The organism is Pseudomonas sp. Seg1 (assembly GCF_018326005.1).
Lineage (GTDB): Bacteria > Pseudomonadota > Gammaproteobacteria > Pseudomonadales > Pseudomonadaceae > Aquipseudomonas.
In genome coordinates this window covers 1,453,681-1,467,922 of sequence record NZ_AP021903.1, presented here as the reverse complement: position 1 = coordinate 1,467,922, position 14,242 = coordinate 1,453,681, and the positions used below count along the sequence as shown (strand labels likewise).

Sequence of the window (14,242 nt, the reverse complement as noted above, 5' to 3'; positions counted from 1 at the left end):
GCCAATGGCGGGAGGAATCCCGCCATTGGACCCCTCCGCTGGCCACACTTCTGTACGTCAGCAAAACTCGCCGGTACACTGCTCCGTCATTTCCAGTCATAGCAACCGACAACGGCCAACCATGCGCACCAGTCAATTTTTGCTCGCCACACAGAAAGAAACGCCTTCCGACGCGGTCGTGATCAGCCACCAGCTGATGCTGCGCGCCGGCATGATCCGCAAACTTGCCTCGGGCCTGTACACCTGGCTGCCGATGGGCTTGCGAGTCATGCGCAAGGTTGAAGCCATCGTTCGCGAAGAGATGAACGCCGCCGGCTCTCTGGAAGTGTTGATGCCGAGCACCCAACCGGCCGAGTTGTGGCAGGAATCGGGGCGCTGGGAAGAATACGGCCCCGAGCTGCTGCGCATCAAAGACCGCCACGGTCGCGACTTCTGCGCGGGCCCGACCCACGAAGAAGTGATCACCGATCTGATGCGCAACGAGTTGAGCAGCTACAAGCAGCTGCCGATCAACCTGTACCAGATCCAGACCAAATTCCGTGACGAAATCCGTCCACGCTTCGGCTTGATGCGCGGCCGCGAATTCATCATGAAGGATGCGTACTCGTTCCACGCTGATCAGGCGTCGCTGCAGGTCACTTACGACCGCATGCACGAAGCGTACTGCAACGTGTTTACTCGTCTGGGCCTGAAATTCCGCCCTGTTGAAGCCGACAACGGTTCGATCGGTGGCGCAGGCTCGCACGAATTCCACGTACTGGCCGAGTCCGGCGAAGACGATATCGTCTTCAGCAATGGCTCCGACTACGCGGCGAACATCGAAAAGGCCGAAGCTGTGCCTCGCGAAACCTCGCGTCCAGCACCAGCCGAAGAGTTGCGCCTGGTTGATACACCAGATACCAAGACCATCGCGGCGCTGGTGGAAAAATTCAATCTGCCGATTGAAAAGACCATCAAGACCCTGATCGTGCACGCGGAAGAAGAAGGCAAGCTGATTGCCCTGATCATCCGTGGCGACCACGAACTCAACGAAATCAAAGCGGCCCAGCAACCAGGCGTGGCCAGCCCGCTGGTCATGGCTTCCGATGCCGAACTGCGCGACGCCATCGGCGCCGGCGCCGGTTCGCTCGGCCCGCTGAACCTGCCGCTGCCGATCATCATCGACCGCTCGGTCGAGCTGATGAGCGACTTCGGTATCGGCGCGAACATCGACGACAAGCATTACTTCGGTGTGAACTGGGAGCGTGATCTGCCAGTTCCGACCGTGGCTGACCTGCGCAATGTCGTGGCCGGCGACCCAAGCCCGGACGGCAAAGGCACTCTGGAAATCAAGCGCGGCATCGAAGTCGGGCACATCTTCCAGCTGGGCAACAAGTACAGCAAGGCGATGAAGTGCGAAGTGCTGGGCGAGAACGGCAAGCCGGTTACCCTGGAAATGGGTTGCTACGGCATCGGCGTTTCCCGTGTGGTAGCGGCTGCCATCGAGCAGAACAACGACGCCAACGGCATCATCTGGAGCGACACCCTGGCGCCGTTCCAGATCGCCCTGGTACCGCTGCGTTATGAAACCGAGCAGGTTCGCGAAGCCACCGACAAGCTGTACGCCGAACTGACAGCGGCCGGTTTCGAAGTGCTGCTGGACGATCGCGACAAGAAAACCAGCCCCGGCATCAAGTTCGCGGACATGGAGCTGATCGGCATTCCACACCGGATCGTGGTCAGCGACCGCGGCCTCGCCGAAGGCAACCTGGAATACAAGAGCCGTACCGAAGGCGAGGCGCAAGCGCTGCCGGTGGCTGACGTATTGTCCTTCCTTCAGGCCCGTATCCGCCGCTGAAACCAGATAGAGACGTCATGTTCAAGCGAAACACCTTAGGCCTCGGAGGCGCCACCCTGTGTGGCGCCCTGCTGGTCAGCGGCTGTGCCAATCACATGTCACAGCGCAGCGAGCACGAAGAGCGGGTCGAGCGAAAGTTGCTCGATCACAGCCTGCAGATCGATGTCGGTGAGCCTAAGGAGCTTGAGCTGCCGCAGCGACGCGTGAAGATCAACGAGCAGAAGACGTTCGAAGTCACTGAGTTCGAAGTCACTCGTCGTTACGATCGCTATACGCCTTACCAACCCTGGCGCGAAATCTACGAGATTCCGCTGGGCGCGGTGGCGGTGGTCGGCGGCGTCGGCGCGAACGTGGTCAACGTCTTCGCCCTCGGCAATTTGCCGGACAGCGTGACCAAGGACTGGCTGAGCTACGGTTTCGCCGGGCTCAACCCGTTCATGAACGTGCAGTCCAACGGTCGTGCGCAACAGAACCTGGCCGGCATCGATGAAGTCCAGCGCGACAAGCGCACGGAGTATTCGAGCCTGCCATGGAGCGAGCGTCCGGTGCAGGTCAAGGCCGGCAAGCAGACCTTCGACATGACCACCGATCGTAATGGTGTGCTGCGTCTGAACCTGCTGGACAGTCCGTTTGCCGAAAATGACCTCAATCATGTCGGCAAATTGCAGATCAGCGTCGAAGACGCCAAGGATGACGTGCATTCCGACTCATCCCTGCTGATCAGTAGCCACTTGCGCGGCAAGTTGCTGGAAGCGCACGGGCTGATTTACGACGATCTGGAGGATGACGAAGTGAGCCAGTGGGTTCACCGGGTCAAACGCCTGTCCGAGCTGGGCCTGGAAGAAGAAGCCAGCGAACTGGAACAAAGCCTGATTGAACTGACACGCAACGATCCTGAGTTGCAGACTGAGTTTCTCAAGTCTTTGACCAAGGATGCCGGACGTTTAGTGGCTGATCCGGGACCGAACTAAAAGCTGAAAGTATCGCGGGCAAGCCCGCTCCCACAGTGTTCAACGGTGAAACACAGATTGTGTGGACCCCAAAGTTCCCTGTGGGAGCGGGCTTGCCCGCGATGACCCTCTGGAATTTGTCGCAAAATTAACGCTCAAACAACTCCATCTGCTCAAACCCACCCCGCAAATCCTCCAGCCTCACCCCAACCCCCAACAACCGCACCGGTTTGCCGCCCCGATTGAACGCCTGCGTCAGCATCAACTGATAACTGCCCAAATCCCGCCCTGCCCCGGCCTGCTCCAGCGTCGTCTGGGTAAAATCATGAAACTTCACTTTGACGAATGGCTTGCCCGGTCGATAACTGCTGTCGATCCGCGCCATACGGGTTTTCAGGGTTTCCAGAAGCTCCGGCAACTTGTCCAGGCAACTGCGTAAATCCGGCAGGTCGACATCGTAGGTGTTTTCCACACTGATCGACTGACGGCGACTGTCGTTGTGCACCAGCCGATCATCAATCCCACGGGCCAGACTCCAGAGTCGCTCGCCAAAACTGCCAAATTCGCGCACCAGCGCCAGCTTGTCCCACTCGCGCAATTGCATGCAGTCAACGATGCCCTGTTTGCCCAGCTTGTCGGCCGTGACCTTGCCGACGCCGTGCAGCTTGCTCACCGGCAAGCCGCTGACAAAATCCTCGACCTGGTCAGGGGTGATCACGAACAAACCGTTGGGCTTTTTCCAGTCGCTGGCGATCTTTGCCAGAAACTTGTTCGGCGCCACGCCTGCAGAAACAGTGATGTGCAATTGATTGGAGACCCGACGGCGAATGTCCTGGGCGATCCGTGTGGCACTACCGCCGAAGTGCGCGCTGTCCGATACGTCTAGGTAGGCTTCATCTAGCGACAGCGGCTCAATCAAGTCGGTGTAATCGGCGAAAATCGTGTGGATTTCCTTTGAGGCCTCACGATAAGCGTCCATGCGCGGCTTGACGATGGTCAGATCCGGACACAGCTTGAGGGCGTGTCCCGACGACATCGCCGAACGCACACCATAAGCTCGCGCCTCGTAGTTGCAGGTGGCGATCACCCCGCGCCGATCTGCCGAGCCGCCCACCGCCAATGGCTTGCCTGCCAGGCGCGGGTCATCACGCATCTCGATGGCGGCGTAGAAACAGTCACAGTCGACGTGGATGATTTTTCGCTGAGTCATGTCAGAAAAGGAAACGTGGCAAGCCGGATCGGCAGTATCTCACTGACAACTGTATATAGCACCAGTAGTGCCGAATGTTCTTTTCCCTGTGTAGGAAAAGACCGATGAATTTATTTTCTCAATCGAGAATGCATAGCCAATAGAGCTGAAAGCCTTGCCCCGCCTGCTCCGCGCTCTGCTCAAGCATCCTAAAAAACCGCTAACCGATTGAACCTCAACAGATTTTATCCAGATTGGAGGTTGACACCCCGGCGATCCTCTGTAGAATGCCGACACACAGACGCGGGATGGAGCAGTCTGGTAGCTCGTCGGGCTCATAACCCGAAGGTCGTCGGTTCAAATCCGGCTCCCGCAACCAAACATCAAAAAAGGCTACTCGAAAGAGTGGCCTTTTTTGTGCGCGTCTGTTTTGTCGACAAGCTTCTTATAGGGAGCAGTCGTCAAACAGGAACTCTTTGCATTTCCTAAACTTAACGTGCCACCTGCGACCGTTTGACGCGATTTCACACTTATTTGACCCTTTACGGGATTAGCGGTTGACACCTCGCCGTTCGCCTGTAGAATGCCGCCACACAGACGCGGGATGGAGCAGTCTGGTAGCTCGTCGGGCTCATAACCCGAAGGTCGTCGGTTCAAATCCGGCTCCCGCAACCAAACATCAAAAAAGGCTACTCGAAAGAGTGGCCTTTTTTGTATCTGTTGAAAAAGTCCTTTCGCAACAATGATCTGTCACTGTGCAGTGAACCGCTTGGGATCTTCAGATGTTCTGACTTGCGACTATGCTTGAGTCGCAGGCAAGGCCTCTGCAATCCAGGAACTGCCCTCGCCGATACCCGGTGAGAGGCGTAGTATTTTGTGATTATTTTTTTCTACAGGGATTGGTAACTTGGCTGGATACCTCCATCCTGTCGCGCACAATCCAAGAGGTGATTGATGCGCGCCAACTCGTCTGATCCACAAGACACCGTCACAGCGGAACATCCGATCAAACCCGAGCGCTTGCGCTTGCTGGATCGATTGAGCAAATACCGTCAGCCCATCGGGCTGGGGGTCACATTGCTGTTGTTCACCATAGCGCTGATTGCCTGTCGCCACTTGCTCGTCGAACTCGATCTCGATGCGTTGCACGACTCGATTCTCGACGTGCCGAAACCCGCCCTGCTTGGCGCTTTCGGCGCAACCGTGGTCGGCTTCATTATTCTGCTCGGCTATGAATGGTCGGCCAGCCGCTACGCCGGTGTGACACTGCCACCGCGCATGCTGGCGCTCGGCGGCTTCACCGCGTTTGCGATCGGCAACGCCATCGGCCTGTCGCTGCTGTCCGGCGGTTCGGTGCGCTACCGTTTATATGCACGCTTGGGCGTGGGCGCTTCCGAAGTCGCGCACATGACCTTGTTCGCCAGCCTGTCGCTGGGCTGCGCGCTGCCGCCGCTGGCAGCACTCGCTACCCTCAGCGACCTGCCCGCCGCCTCTCAGGCGCTGGGGCTGTCTGAAGGACTGCTCGGCGCTGTTGCCGGCGCAGTGCTCGCACTGGGCGCGATTCTGGCGATTGGCATCTATCGCCGACGCCTGCCGGAACAACCTTACCGCGACAACCTGTTGGTTCGGGCCGGCCGTCGCACCCTGCGTCTGCCGGGCCGACGTCTGACCTTCCTGCAACTGGTCATCACCGCGCTCGACGTTGCCGCTGCCGCGACCGTTCTCTATCTGTTGCTGCCCGAAGCGCCACCATTTGGCGCGTTCCTGCTGGTGTACCTGCTGGCCCTGGCCGCCGGTGTGCTCAGCCACGTACCGGGCGGCGTCGGTGTGTTCGAAGCGATTCTGCTCGCCGCATTCGCCGACAAACTCGGGGCCGCGCCACTGGCCGCAGCGTTGTTGTTGTATCGCCTGATCTACGTGGTGCTGCCGCTGCTGGTGGCATGTGTACTGCTGCTGATCAACGAAGGCCAGCGTCTGTTTCAAACCCAGACCATGCGCGCGGCGTCCGGTCTGGCGGCACCGATTCTGGCGGTGCTGGTGTTCCTGTCCGGCGTGGTCCTGCTGTTTTCCGGTGCCACCCCTGAAATCGACACGCGCCTGGAGCACATCGGTTTCCTGATCCCGCATCGTCTGGTCGATGCTTCGCACTTCGGCGCCAGCCTGATCGGCGTGTTGTGCCTGATGCTGGCTCAGGGCCTGCGCCGTCGCCTGTCGGCGGCATGGATGCTCACCACCATTCTGTTGCTGGTTGGCGCCCTGCTCTCATTGCTCAAAGGCTTCGACTGGGAAGAAGCCACGCTGATGACACTCACCGCTGCATTGCTCGGTGTGTTCCGTCGCTCGTTCTATCGCCCGAGCCGTCTGACCGAACTGCCCTTCTCGCCGCTATATCTGGTGGCCAGCCTGTGCGTCCTCGGTGCATCGACGTGGCTGCTGCTGTTCGCTTATCAGGACGTGCCGTACAGCCATCAGTTGTGGTGGCAGTTCACCCTTGATGCTGACGCACCGCGCGGCCTGCGTTCGTTGCTCGGCGCCGCCGTGCTGTTGCTGGTGATCGCCCTGACCTGGCTACTGCGCACTGCCCGTCCGGTGATCCATCTGCCGACACCTGATGAACTCGATCGCGCCGCGAAAATCCTTATGGCCTCGTCGCAACCCGACGGCGGCCTCGCGCTGACCGGTGACAAGGCGTTGCTGTTTCACCAGAACGACGAAGCGTTTCTGATGTACGCACGCCGTGGTCGTAGTCTGGTGGCGTTGTACGACCCCATCGGCCCCGGCCAGCAACGTGCCGAGATGATCTGGCAGTTCCGCGACCTGTGCGACATCCACCATGCCCGCCCTGTGTTCTACCAAGTGCGCGCGGAGAACCTGCCCTACTACATGGACATCGGCCTGACCGCGATCAAACTCGGTGAAGAAGCCCGGGTCGATCTGCAGCGCTTTGACCTGGAAGCCAAGGGCAAAGAGATGAAGGACCTGCGTTACACCTGGAACCGTGGCACCCGCGACGGTCTGTCGCTGGAGATCCATGAGCCGGGCCAGGCGCCAATGGACGAGCTGAAAGTGATTTCCGATGCGTGGCTGACCGGCAAGAACGTGCGCGAGAAAGGCTTCTCCCTCGGCCGTTTCAGCGACGATTACCTGAAGCATTTCCGCATTGCGGTGATTCGCTTCGAAGGCCGCCCGGTGGCGTTCGCCAACCTGCTCGAGACTTATAGCCATGATCTGGCCAGTCTCGACCTGATGCGCGCGCACCCGGACGCCCCCAAGCTGACCATGGAATTCATGATGGTCGGCCTGATTCAACACTATAAGAGTCACGGATACGCGCGCTTCAGCCTGGGCATGGTGCCGTTGTCGGGGTTGCAACCCCGGCGTGGTGCACCGCTGACCCAGCGTCTGGGCTCGATGGTTTTCCGCCGTGGTGAGCAGCTGTACAACTTCCAAGGCTTGCGCCGCTTCAAAGACAAGTTCCAGCCTGACTGGGAACCTCGTTATATGGCTGTGCCCGCCGGACTCGATCCGCTGGTGGCGCTGGCCGACACTGCTGCCCTGATCGCGGGCGGCTTGACTGGATTGGTGAAACGCTGATGATTCAACGCTCCCTGAAGTACATCCTGGCCGCACTGATCGTGCTGGCCGTGATTGCCGGCGGCGGTTACTGGTACCTCAAACGTCCGGCACCGGAACCGACCGTAGAACAGCTGACTCCGGCCGATGGCCCGGCCATGACCCGTGTGATTCCCGGCACCAAGCCGAAAGCTCAGGTGCTGGTCGCGGTCAATGACGACCAGAAGCTCAGCGAAAAGCAACTGACTACCCTGAGCCGCAGCGCCTCGGCGCAAATCGTTCAGGTGATTCTGCCCAAGGACTGCCTGCTACAAAGCCGCGCCCTGCAAACCGGTCTGCGCGAACTGAACGGCCCGGCCACGCTGGTCAGCGGTATCGGCCCCGGCGCGGTACTGGCCTGGCGTTGGTTGTCCGAGCAAAAGGACGACAAGGCCCAAGCGATTTCCGTGGACCTGGCACTGGAAAAAGGTGGCTGCACGCACCTGTTGCCAAAATCCGCTGCCCACGGCCACTGGCTGGTGGCCTGGAACGACAACCCGGACGACGCCAGCGCAGGTTTCGTGCGCGATCAACCGAACGCCGAAACCAGCATCAGCGACTACGACATCAACCTGCCGCAAGTGCTGAACAACGAACTGCGCAAGATCCTCGTCGGCGGCGACAAGGCCAACGGCGGTCTGGCGATTCCGGTGGTTGAAGTCCCGGCCGGTCAAGCCAAAGACACCGTGACCCTGTTCCTCTCCGGTGACGGCGGCTGGCGCGACCTCGACCGCGACGTAGCGGGCGAAATGGCCAAGATCGGCTATCCGGTCGTCGGCATCGACACCCTGCGCTACTACTGGCAGCACAAGAGCCCCGAGCAAAGCGCGCTGGACCTGACCGAACTGATGCAACACTACCGGCAGAAATGGGGCACCAAGCGCTTCATCCTCACCGGTTACTCGTTCGGCGCTGACGTGCTGCCGGCGATCTACAACCGCCTGCCAGAAACCGAGCAGCAACGTGTAGATGCAATCATCCTGCTGGCCTTCGCCCGCACCGGCAGCTTCGAGATCGAAGTCGAAGGCTGGCTCGGCAACGCCGGCAAAGAAGCCGCCACCGGCCCGGAAATGGCCAAGCTGCCAGCGGCGAAGGTTGTGTGCATCTACGGCGAAGAAGAGACGGATGAAAGTGGTTGCACGGACAAGACGGCTGTTGGCGAAGCAGTGAAACTGCCCGGCGGCCACCACTTCGACGAGAACTACCCGGCACTGGCCAAGCGCTTGGTGGATCTGATCGAGAAGCGTCAGAGCAAGGACTCGGTCGCCGAAGAGTAATCTGAACCACGCCTACAAAAAGCCCCCGCAACGTCACGGTTGCGGGGGCTTTTTACATCTCGGACGATGAACCCATTCCCCCTGTAGGAGTGAGCCTGCTCGCGATAGCGGAGTATCAGCCACCTATTTGCCAACTGACACACCGCTATCGCGAGCAGGCTCACTCCTACAGGGAACTGCGTATCCGACGTGTAGTTTTGTTTACTTCCAGTCTCGCAATATCAGATGACGCCCACAGACCTTGTAGGCAAACTCCGAAACTCGTATTTGGGCGCTTTGCGGCTCTATTGTGCTGTTTTTTGACGGGATACTCTCCGGACGTCGCTGACCCATTCAGCGATCGGGTGTGGTAACCCGGAGAAACCATCGCAACAGCGCGCCCCTCTAGTTATGGCGGCTGTGCGTGGGACGCTTTCGGGCGTGCCGGTTTCCTTGGTTCCCGGTTTACCACCCTGCGTACAGCTGCCTCCCTTTCGTGTGGTAACGAAAGTCGCGGCGCCTCGAACCAAGGAGTAACACGATGACCGAAACTGATCTGCACGGACTCGCAAACGTTAAAACCATCGGCTTCACCCCTTTCCTCTACAACTCGGATCAAGCGTTCTTCAACGTCCGCTCCGGCATCCCGATCATCGATGCCCTGTCCCAATCCTCCGACCTGCTGTCCCTCGCCAAATCCTTCGCCGAGGACGCGGCATTTATCAAAGACACCGACCGCCACGCTTGGGCTGCGCATTACCTGACGGTGATGGGCAAAGCCTTGATTGATGACGTGATCCAAGCGTTGATGCCGCGACCTGCGCGGACGAAGACCGAATCTGAAGCCGAACTGGCTGACCCGACCTCATAACCTTGTGGGAGCTGGCTTGCCAGCGATGGCGGTGAGTCAGTCGACATTGATTCTGGATGTGCTGGACTCATCGCTGGCAAGCCAGCTCCCACAGGGGATTTGTGGTGGACTTGAGGTTTATGTGCGGGCACAAAAAAGCCCCCGCCAGCCTTGAAGCTGACGGGGGCTTTCAGTTGAGGTGGGGCTTACATCTCGACCTGCGTCCCCAACTCAATCACCCGGTTCAGCGGCAGATTGAAGAACCGCAAGTTGCCATTGGCATTCTTCAACATGAACGCAAACAGCGCTTCACGCCAACGCGCCATTCCCTCAAGTTTCGAAGCAATCACCGTTTCGCGGCTGAGGAAGTAAGTCGTGCGCATCGGGCTGAAATCCAGATCATCCAGATGACACAGCTTCAACGCCTGCGGTACGTCCGGCTCGTCGGTGAAGCCGAAGTGCAGGATCACCCGGAAGAAACCTTCGCCGTGTGCCTCGACTTCGAAACGCCGCGATGGCGGTACACGAGGGATGTCTTCGTAGACCACGGTCAGCAACACCACCTGCTCATGCAACACCTGGTTATGCAGCAAGTTGTGCAACAGCGCGTGCGGCACGGCGTCGGAGCGTGCGGTGAGGAACACGGCAGTGCCCTGCACGCGATGCGGTGGCTGGACGCGGATGCTGCTGATGAAGATCGGCAGTGGCAGCGCGCCTTCGTCGAGGCGGTCGACCAACAATTGCTTGCCGCGCTTCCAGGTGGTCATCAGCACGAACAACGCGATACCGGCGATCACCGGGAAAGCACCGCCCTGAACGATTTTCGGCACGTTGGCGGCGAAGTACAGACCATCCACCAGCAGGAAACCGATCAGCACCGGTACCGCAAGGATCGGCGGCCATTTCCACAGCAGCAGCATCACCGCCGACACCAGAATGGTGGTCATCAGCATGGTGCCGGTTACCGCCACGCCGTAGGCCGAGGCCAGTGCGCCGGAGGATTCGAAGCCGAGCACCAACAGAACCACGCCAACCATCAGCGCCCAGTTCACCGCGCCAATGTAGATCTGGCCCTGCTCGTCGCTGGAGGTGTGCTGGATGTACATGCGCGGGATGTAACCGAGCTGAATGGCCTGACGGGTCAGGGAGAATGCGCCGGAAATCACCGCTTGCGAGGCAATCACCGTGGCCAGGGTCGACAGCCCCACCAACGGAATCAGCGCCCAGCTAGGCGCCAACAGGTAGAACGGGTTACGCGCCGCTTCCGGGTTATCCAGCAGCAAAGCGCCCTGACCGAAGTAATTGAGCACCAGCGCCGGCAAAACCAGAATGAACCACGCACGGGCAATCGGCTTGCGACCGAAGTGGCCCATGTCGGCGTACAACGCTTCGGCACCGGTCAGCGCCAGCACCACGGCGCCAAGGATAGCCACGCCCATACCGGCATGCACCATGAAGAAACGCACCGCCCAGACCGGGTTCAGCGCATGCAGCACTTCCGGCGTATGGCTGATGCCGTAGACGCCAAGGGCGCCCAGCACGAGGAACCAGGTGACCATGATCGGCCCGAACAAAATGCCGATCCGCGCCGTACCGTGGCTCTGAATCAGAAACAACGCGACCAGCACCACCAACGACAGCGGCACCACCCAATGGTCGATGCCCTCAAACGCCAGCCCCAGCCCCTCTATCGCCGACAACACGGAAATCGCCGGAGTGATCATGCTGTCGCCATAAAACAGCGCCGCACCGATCAGTCCGCAAACCACCAGCAACGACCGCAGTTTTTTGCGATGCCCCGCCGCACGCCGCGCCAGTGCGGTGAGCGCCATGATCCCGCCCTCGCCTTGGTTGTCGGCGCGCAGGACGAACATCATGTATTTGATCGAGACGACCCAGATCAGCGACCAGAAGATCAACGACAGAATGCCCAGCACGCCATCGTGATTGACCGGTACGCCATAAGCGCCGGAAAACACTTCTTTAAGGGTGTACAACGGGCTCGTGCCGATGTCGCCGTAAACTACCCCGACTGCCGCGACCAGCATGCTCAGCGGTTTGGTAGCCGAACCCTCGGCGCCTGCCGCATGACTACTTGCCTGACCCATCCAACACTCCTACTTCTCAGAACCGGCTTCTTTGAATGAAGCACTATGCTTTGTGGTGCAGCATGCGCTGTTTTACCTGCTGTTACAGACGTTTTGTTGACTGTAAAAAATTGGTAAAGCTCAACGGCGCGAAGCATAGCGCAGCACTCGTCGTATTTCCCTGCATAAAGCTGGTCAAGTGCGTTACTCACCGCTAGAATTGCGCACTTTTTGATCAGAGGCGCACCCTAAGCGCCCGTCCGTCGGCTTTTCGCATCAGGAAAGCGGCGTCACAAAATACCGAGGTTAGACATGTCCACCACTCCTGCGCCGGCCAATCCAAAGGTTGGCTTCGTATCTCTGGGTTGCCCGAAAGCACTGGTCGACTCCGAGCGCATCCTGACCCAGCTGCGGATGGAAGGCTATGACGTGGTGTCCACCTATCAGGACGCCGATGTCGTGGTGGTCAACACCTGCGGTTTCATCGACTCGGCCAAGGCTGAATCTTTGGAAGTGATCGGCGAAGCGATCAAGGAAAACGGCAAGGTGATCGTCACGGGCTGCATGGGCGTGGAAGAAGGCAACATCCGCGACGTACACCCGAGCGTGCTGGCCGTGACCGGTCCGCAGCAGTACGAGCAAGTGGTCAACGCCGTGCACGAAGTGGTGCCACCGCGTCAGGATCACAACCCGCTGATCGACCTGGTGCCGCCGCAAGGTATCAAGCTGACCCCGCGCCACTACGCCTACCTGAAGATTTCCGAAGGCTGCAACCACAGCTGCTCCTTCTGCATCATCCCGTCGATGCGCGGCAAACTGGTCAGCCGTCCGGTCGGCGACGTGCTCGACGAGGCTCAGCGCTTGGTCAAGTCCGGCGTTAAAGAGCTGCTGGTGATCTCGCAAGACACCAGCGCCTACGGCGTCGACGTGAAATACCGCACCGGTTTCTGGAACGGCGCGCCAGTGAAAACCCGCATGACCGAACTCTGCGAAGCGCTGAGCACCCTCGGCGTCTGGGTGCGTCTGCACTACGTTTACCCGTACCCGCACGTTGACGAGCTGATTCCGCTGATGGCCGCCGGCAAGATCCTGCCGTACCTGGACATCCCGTTCCAGCACGCCAGCCCGAAAGTGCTGAAGTCGATGAAACGCCCGGCGTTCGAAGACAAGACTCTGGCACGGATCAAGAACTGGCGCGAAATCTGCCCGGATCTGATCATCCGTTCGACCTTCATTGTCGGCTTCCCGGGCGAAACCGAAGAAGACTTCCAGTACCTGCTCAACTGGCTGACCGAAGCCCAGCTCGACCGCGTCGGCTGCTTCCAGTACTCGCCGGTTGATGGCGCTCCGGCCAATGATCTGGATCTGGAAGTGGTGCCGGACGACGTCAAGCAGGACCGTTGGGAGCGCTTCATGGCGCACCAGCAGGCGATCAGCTCGGCGCGCCTGCAAATGCGCGTTGGCCGTGAAATCGAAGTGCTGGTGGATGAAGTTGATGAGCAAGGCGCGGTCGGCCGCTGCTTCTTCGACGCCCCGGAAATCGACGGCAACGTGTTCATCGACAACGGCAGCAACCTGAAGCCGGGCGACAAAGTCTGGTGCAAAGTGACTGATGCTGACGAATACGATTTGTGGGCTGAGCAGATCTGATCTGAAGATCAAAAGCCCCTCACCCTAGCCCTCTCCCAGCGGGAGAGGGGACTGATTGAGATGTTCTTTCGAGTTACATCGACCTGTGCTATCCGGTTGAACTCAGGTTTTGAACGGCATGAAGATCTGCTCCCTTCCCCCTCGCCCCCTCTGGGGGAGAGGGTTGGGGTGAGGGGGAGAGATCTTGCTGGCGACAGAAATAGCCAGCCAGACACCGCAACAAATACGAAAAGCCCCGCTCTTTTTACAAGATGCGGGGCTTTTTTACGTCTATCGTTTGCTGAGGGAAGGATCCTCATCAAACAGGGCATAAGAGGCACACAGGCATGCGTCACCATTCGGTCATCCACACGCCGAAACTCAGCGATTATCAGGAACTGACCCGGGTCTGGGAGGCCTCGGTCCGCGCGACCCATGATTTTCTGCCGGACAGCTACATCGAGTTGCTGCGCAACCTGGTGCTGACCCGCTACCTCGACTCCGTGATGCTGATCTGCACCAAGGACGCCAACCAGCGCATCACCGGGTTCGCCGGTGTGGCGGCGGGCAAGATTGAAATGCTCTTTATCGACCCCGACTATCGCGGCCAGGGCCTGGGCAAAAAACTGCTGAACTACGCGCTGCAACATTTGAATGCCGATGAGCTCGACGTCAACGAACAGAACCCGCAGGCCTTGGGCTTTTACTTCAAGCAGGGTTTTGAAGTGATCGGCCGTTCGGAGGTAGACGGCATGGGCCAGCCGTATCCGTTGCTGCATATGCGCTTGCGCCAGAATCAGCAACGCACCTGCAATGGCTGACACACCATAAA

The 14,242-nt window shown here is 59.4% G+C and carries 9 protein-coding genes and 2 tRNA genes; 9 read left to right on the top strand and 2 right to left on the bottom strand.

The window, feature by feature from the left end; genetic code table 11:
- Positions 1–121: 121 nt before the first annotated feature.
- Positions 122–1,837 carry a proline--tRNA ligase gene (locus KI231_RS06400; RefSeq protein WP_103306573.1) on the top strand — a complete coding sequence of 572 codons (1,716 nt, stop codon included), beginning with the start codon at positions 122–124 and terminating at the stop codon, positions 1,835–1,837.
- Positions 1,838–1,854: 17 nt separating this feature from the next.
- A complete protein-coding gene (locus KI231_RS06395; protein ID WP_103306572.1) occupies positions 1,855–2,808 on the top strand; it encodes a hypothetical protein in 954 nt (317 codons plus the stop codon).
- A 127-nt stretch (positions 2,809–2,935) separates the two neighbouring features.
- On the opposite strand, the gene dinB is transcribed toward KI231_RS06395, so the two are convergent.
- On the bottom strand, positions 2,936–3,997 hold the full coding sequence (gene dinB, locus KI231_RS06390) for a DNA polymerase IV (RefSeq protein ID WP_213027743.1): 1,062 nt from the start codon (positions 3,995–3,997) through the stop codon (positions 2,936–2,938).
- A 281-nt stretch (positions 3,998–4,278) separates the two neighbouring features.
- On the opposite strand from dinB, the gene KI231_RS06385 reads away from it, so the two are divergent.
- The 5 genes from KI231_RS06385 (at position 4,279) to KI231_RS06365 (ending at position 9,715) form a co-directional block, all read left to right on the top strand.
- Positions 4,279–4,355, top strand: a tRNA-Met gene (locus tag KI231_RS06385).
- Positions 4,356–4,574: 219 nt separating this feature from the next.
- Positions 4,575–4,651, top strand: a tRNA-Met gene (locus tag KI231_RS06380).
- A 279-nt stretch (positions 4,652–4,930) separates the two neighbouring features.
- The gene (mprF, locus tag KI231_RS06375; protein ID WP_103307398.1) at positions 4,931–7,570 is read left to right on the top strand and encodes a bifunctional lysylphosphatidylglycerol flippase/synthetase MprF; all 2,640 of its coding nucleotides are present in this window, start codon (positions 4,931–4,933) and stop codon (positions 7,568–7,570) included.
- Complete coding sequence (locus KI231_RS06370) at positions 7,570–8,865, top strand: virulence factor family protein (protein ID WP_213027742.1); 1,296 nt, start codon at positions 7,570–7,572, stop codon at positions 8,863–8,865. Before mprF ends, KI231_RS06370 begins: the two co-directional genes overlap by 1 nt.
- 520 nt (positions 8,866–9,385) lie before the next feature.
- Positions 9,386–9,715, top strand: a complete 330-nt coding sequence (locus tag KI231_RS06365; RefSeq protein ID WP_213027741.1) for a DUF3077 domain-containing protein — start codon at positions 9,386–9,388, stop codon at positions 9,713–9,715.
- A 185-nt stretch (positions 9,716–9,900) separates the two neighbouring features.
- On the opposite strand, the gene KI231_RS06360 is transcribed toward KI231_RS06365, so the two are convergent.
- A complete protein-coding gene (locus tag KI231_RS06360) occupies positions 9,901–11,742 on the bottom strand; it encodes a potassium transporter Kup (protein WP_371919341.1) in 1,842 nt (613 codons plus the stop codon).
- Positions 11,743–12,093: 351 nt separating this feature from the next.
- On the opposite strand from KI231_RS06360, the gene rimO reads away from it, so the two are divergent.
- On the top strand, positions 12,094–13,431 hold the full coding sequence (rimO, locus tag KI231_RS06355) for a 30S ribosomal protein S12 methylthiotransferase RimO (RefSeq protein ID WP_103307392.1): 1,338 nt from the start codon (positions 12,094–12,096) through the stop codon (positions 13,429–13,431).
- 326 nt (positions 13,432–13,757) lie between these two features.
- Complete coding sequence (locus KI231_RS06350; RefSeq protein WP_103302960.1) at positions 13,758–14,231, top strand: GNAT family N-acetyltransferase; 474 nt, start codon at positions 13,758–13,760, stop codon at positions 14,229–14,231.
- Positions 14,232–14,242: the final 11 nt, after the last annotated feature.

What these genes read in the sequence shown, in the direction of transcription:
- KI231_RS06400 (WP_103306573.1), top strand. Translation starts at nt 122, where the DNA reads ATGCGCACCAGTCAATTTTTGCTCGCCACACAGAAAGAAACGCCTTCC.
- KI231_RS06395 (WP_103306572.1), top strand. Translation starts at nt 1,855, where the DNA reads ATGTTCAAGCGAAACACCTTAGGCCTCGGAGGCGCCACCCTGTGTGGC.
- dinB (WP_213027743.1), bottom strand. Translation starts at nt 3,997, where the DNA reads ATGACTCAGCGAAAAATCATCCACGTCGACTGTGACTGTTTCTACGCC.
- mprF (WP_103307398.1), top strand. Translation starts at nt 4,931, where the DNA reads ATGCGCGCCAACTCGTCTGATCCACAAGACACCGTCACAGCGGAACAT.
- KI231_RS06370 (WP_213027742.1), top strand. Translation starts at nt 7,570, where the DNA reads ATGATTCAACGCTCCCTGAAGTACATCCTGGCCGCACTGATCGTGCTG.
- KI231_RS06365 (WP_213027741.1), top strand. Translation starts at nt 9,386, where the DNA reads ATGACCGAAACTGATCTGCACGGACTCGCAAACGTTAAAACCATCGGC.
- KI231_RS06360 (WP_371919341.1), bottom strand. Translation starts at nt 11,742, where the DNA reads ATGCTGGTCGCGGCAGTCGGGGTAGTTTACGGCGACATCGGCACGAGC.
- rimO (WP_103307392.1), top strand. Translation starts at nt 12,094, where the DNA reads ATGTCCACCACTCCTGCGCCGGCCAATCCAAAGGTTGGCTTCGTATCT.
- KI231_RS06350 (WP_103302960.1), top strand. Translation starts at nt 13,758, where the DNA reads ATGCGTCACCATTCGGTCATCCACACGCCGAAACTCAGCGATTATCAG.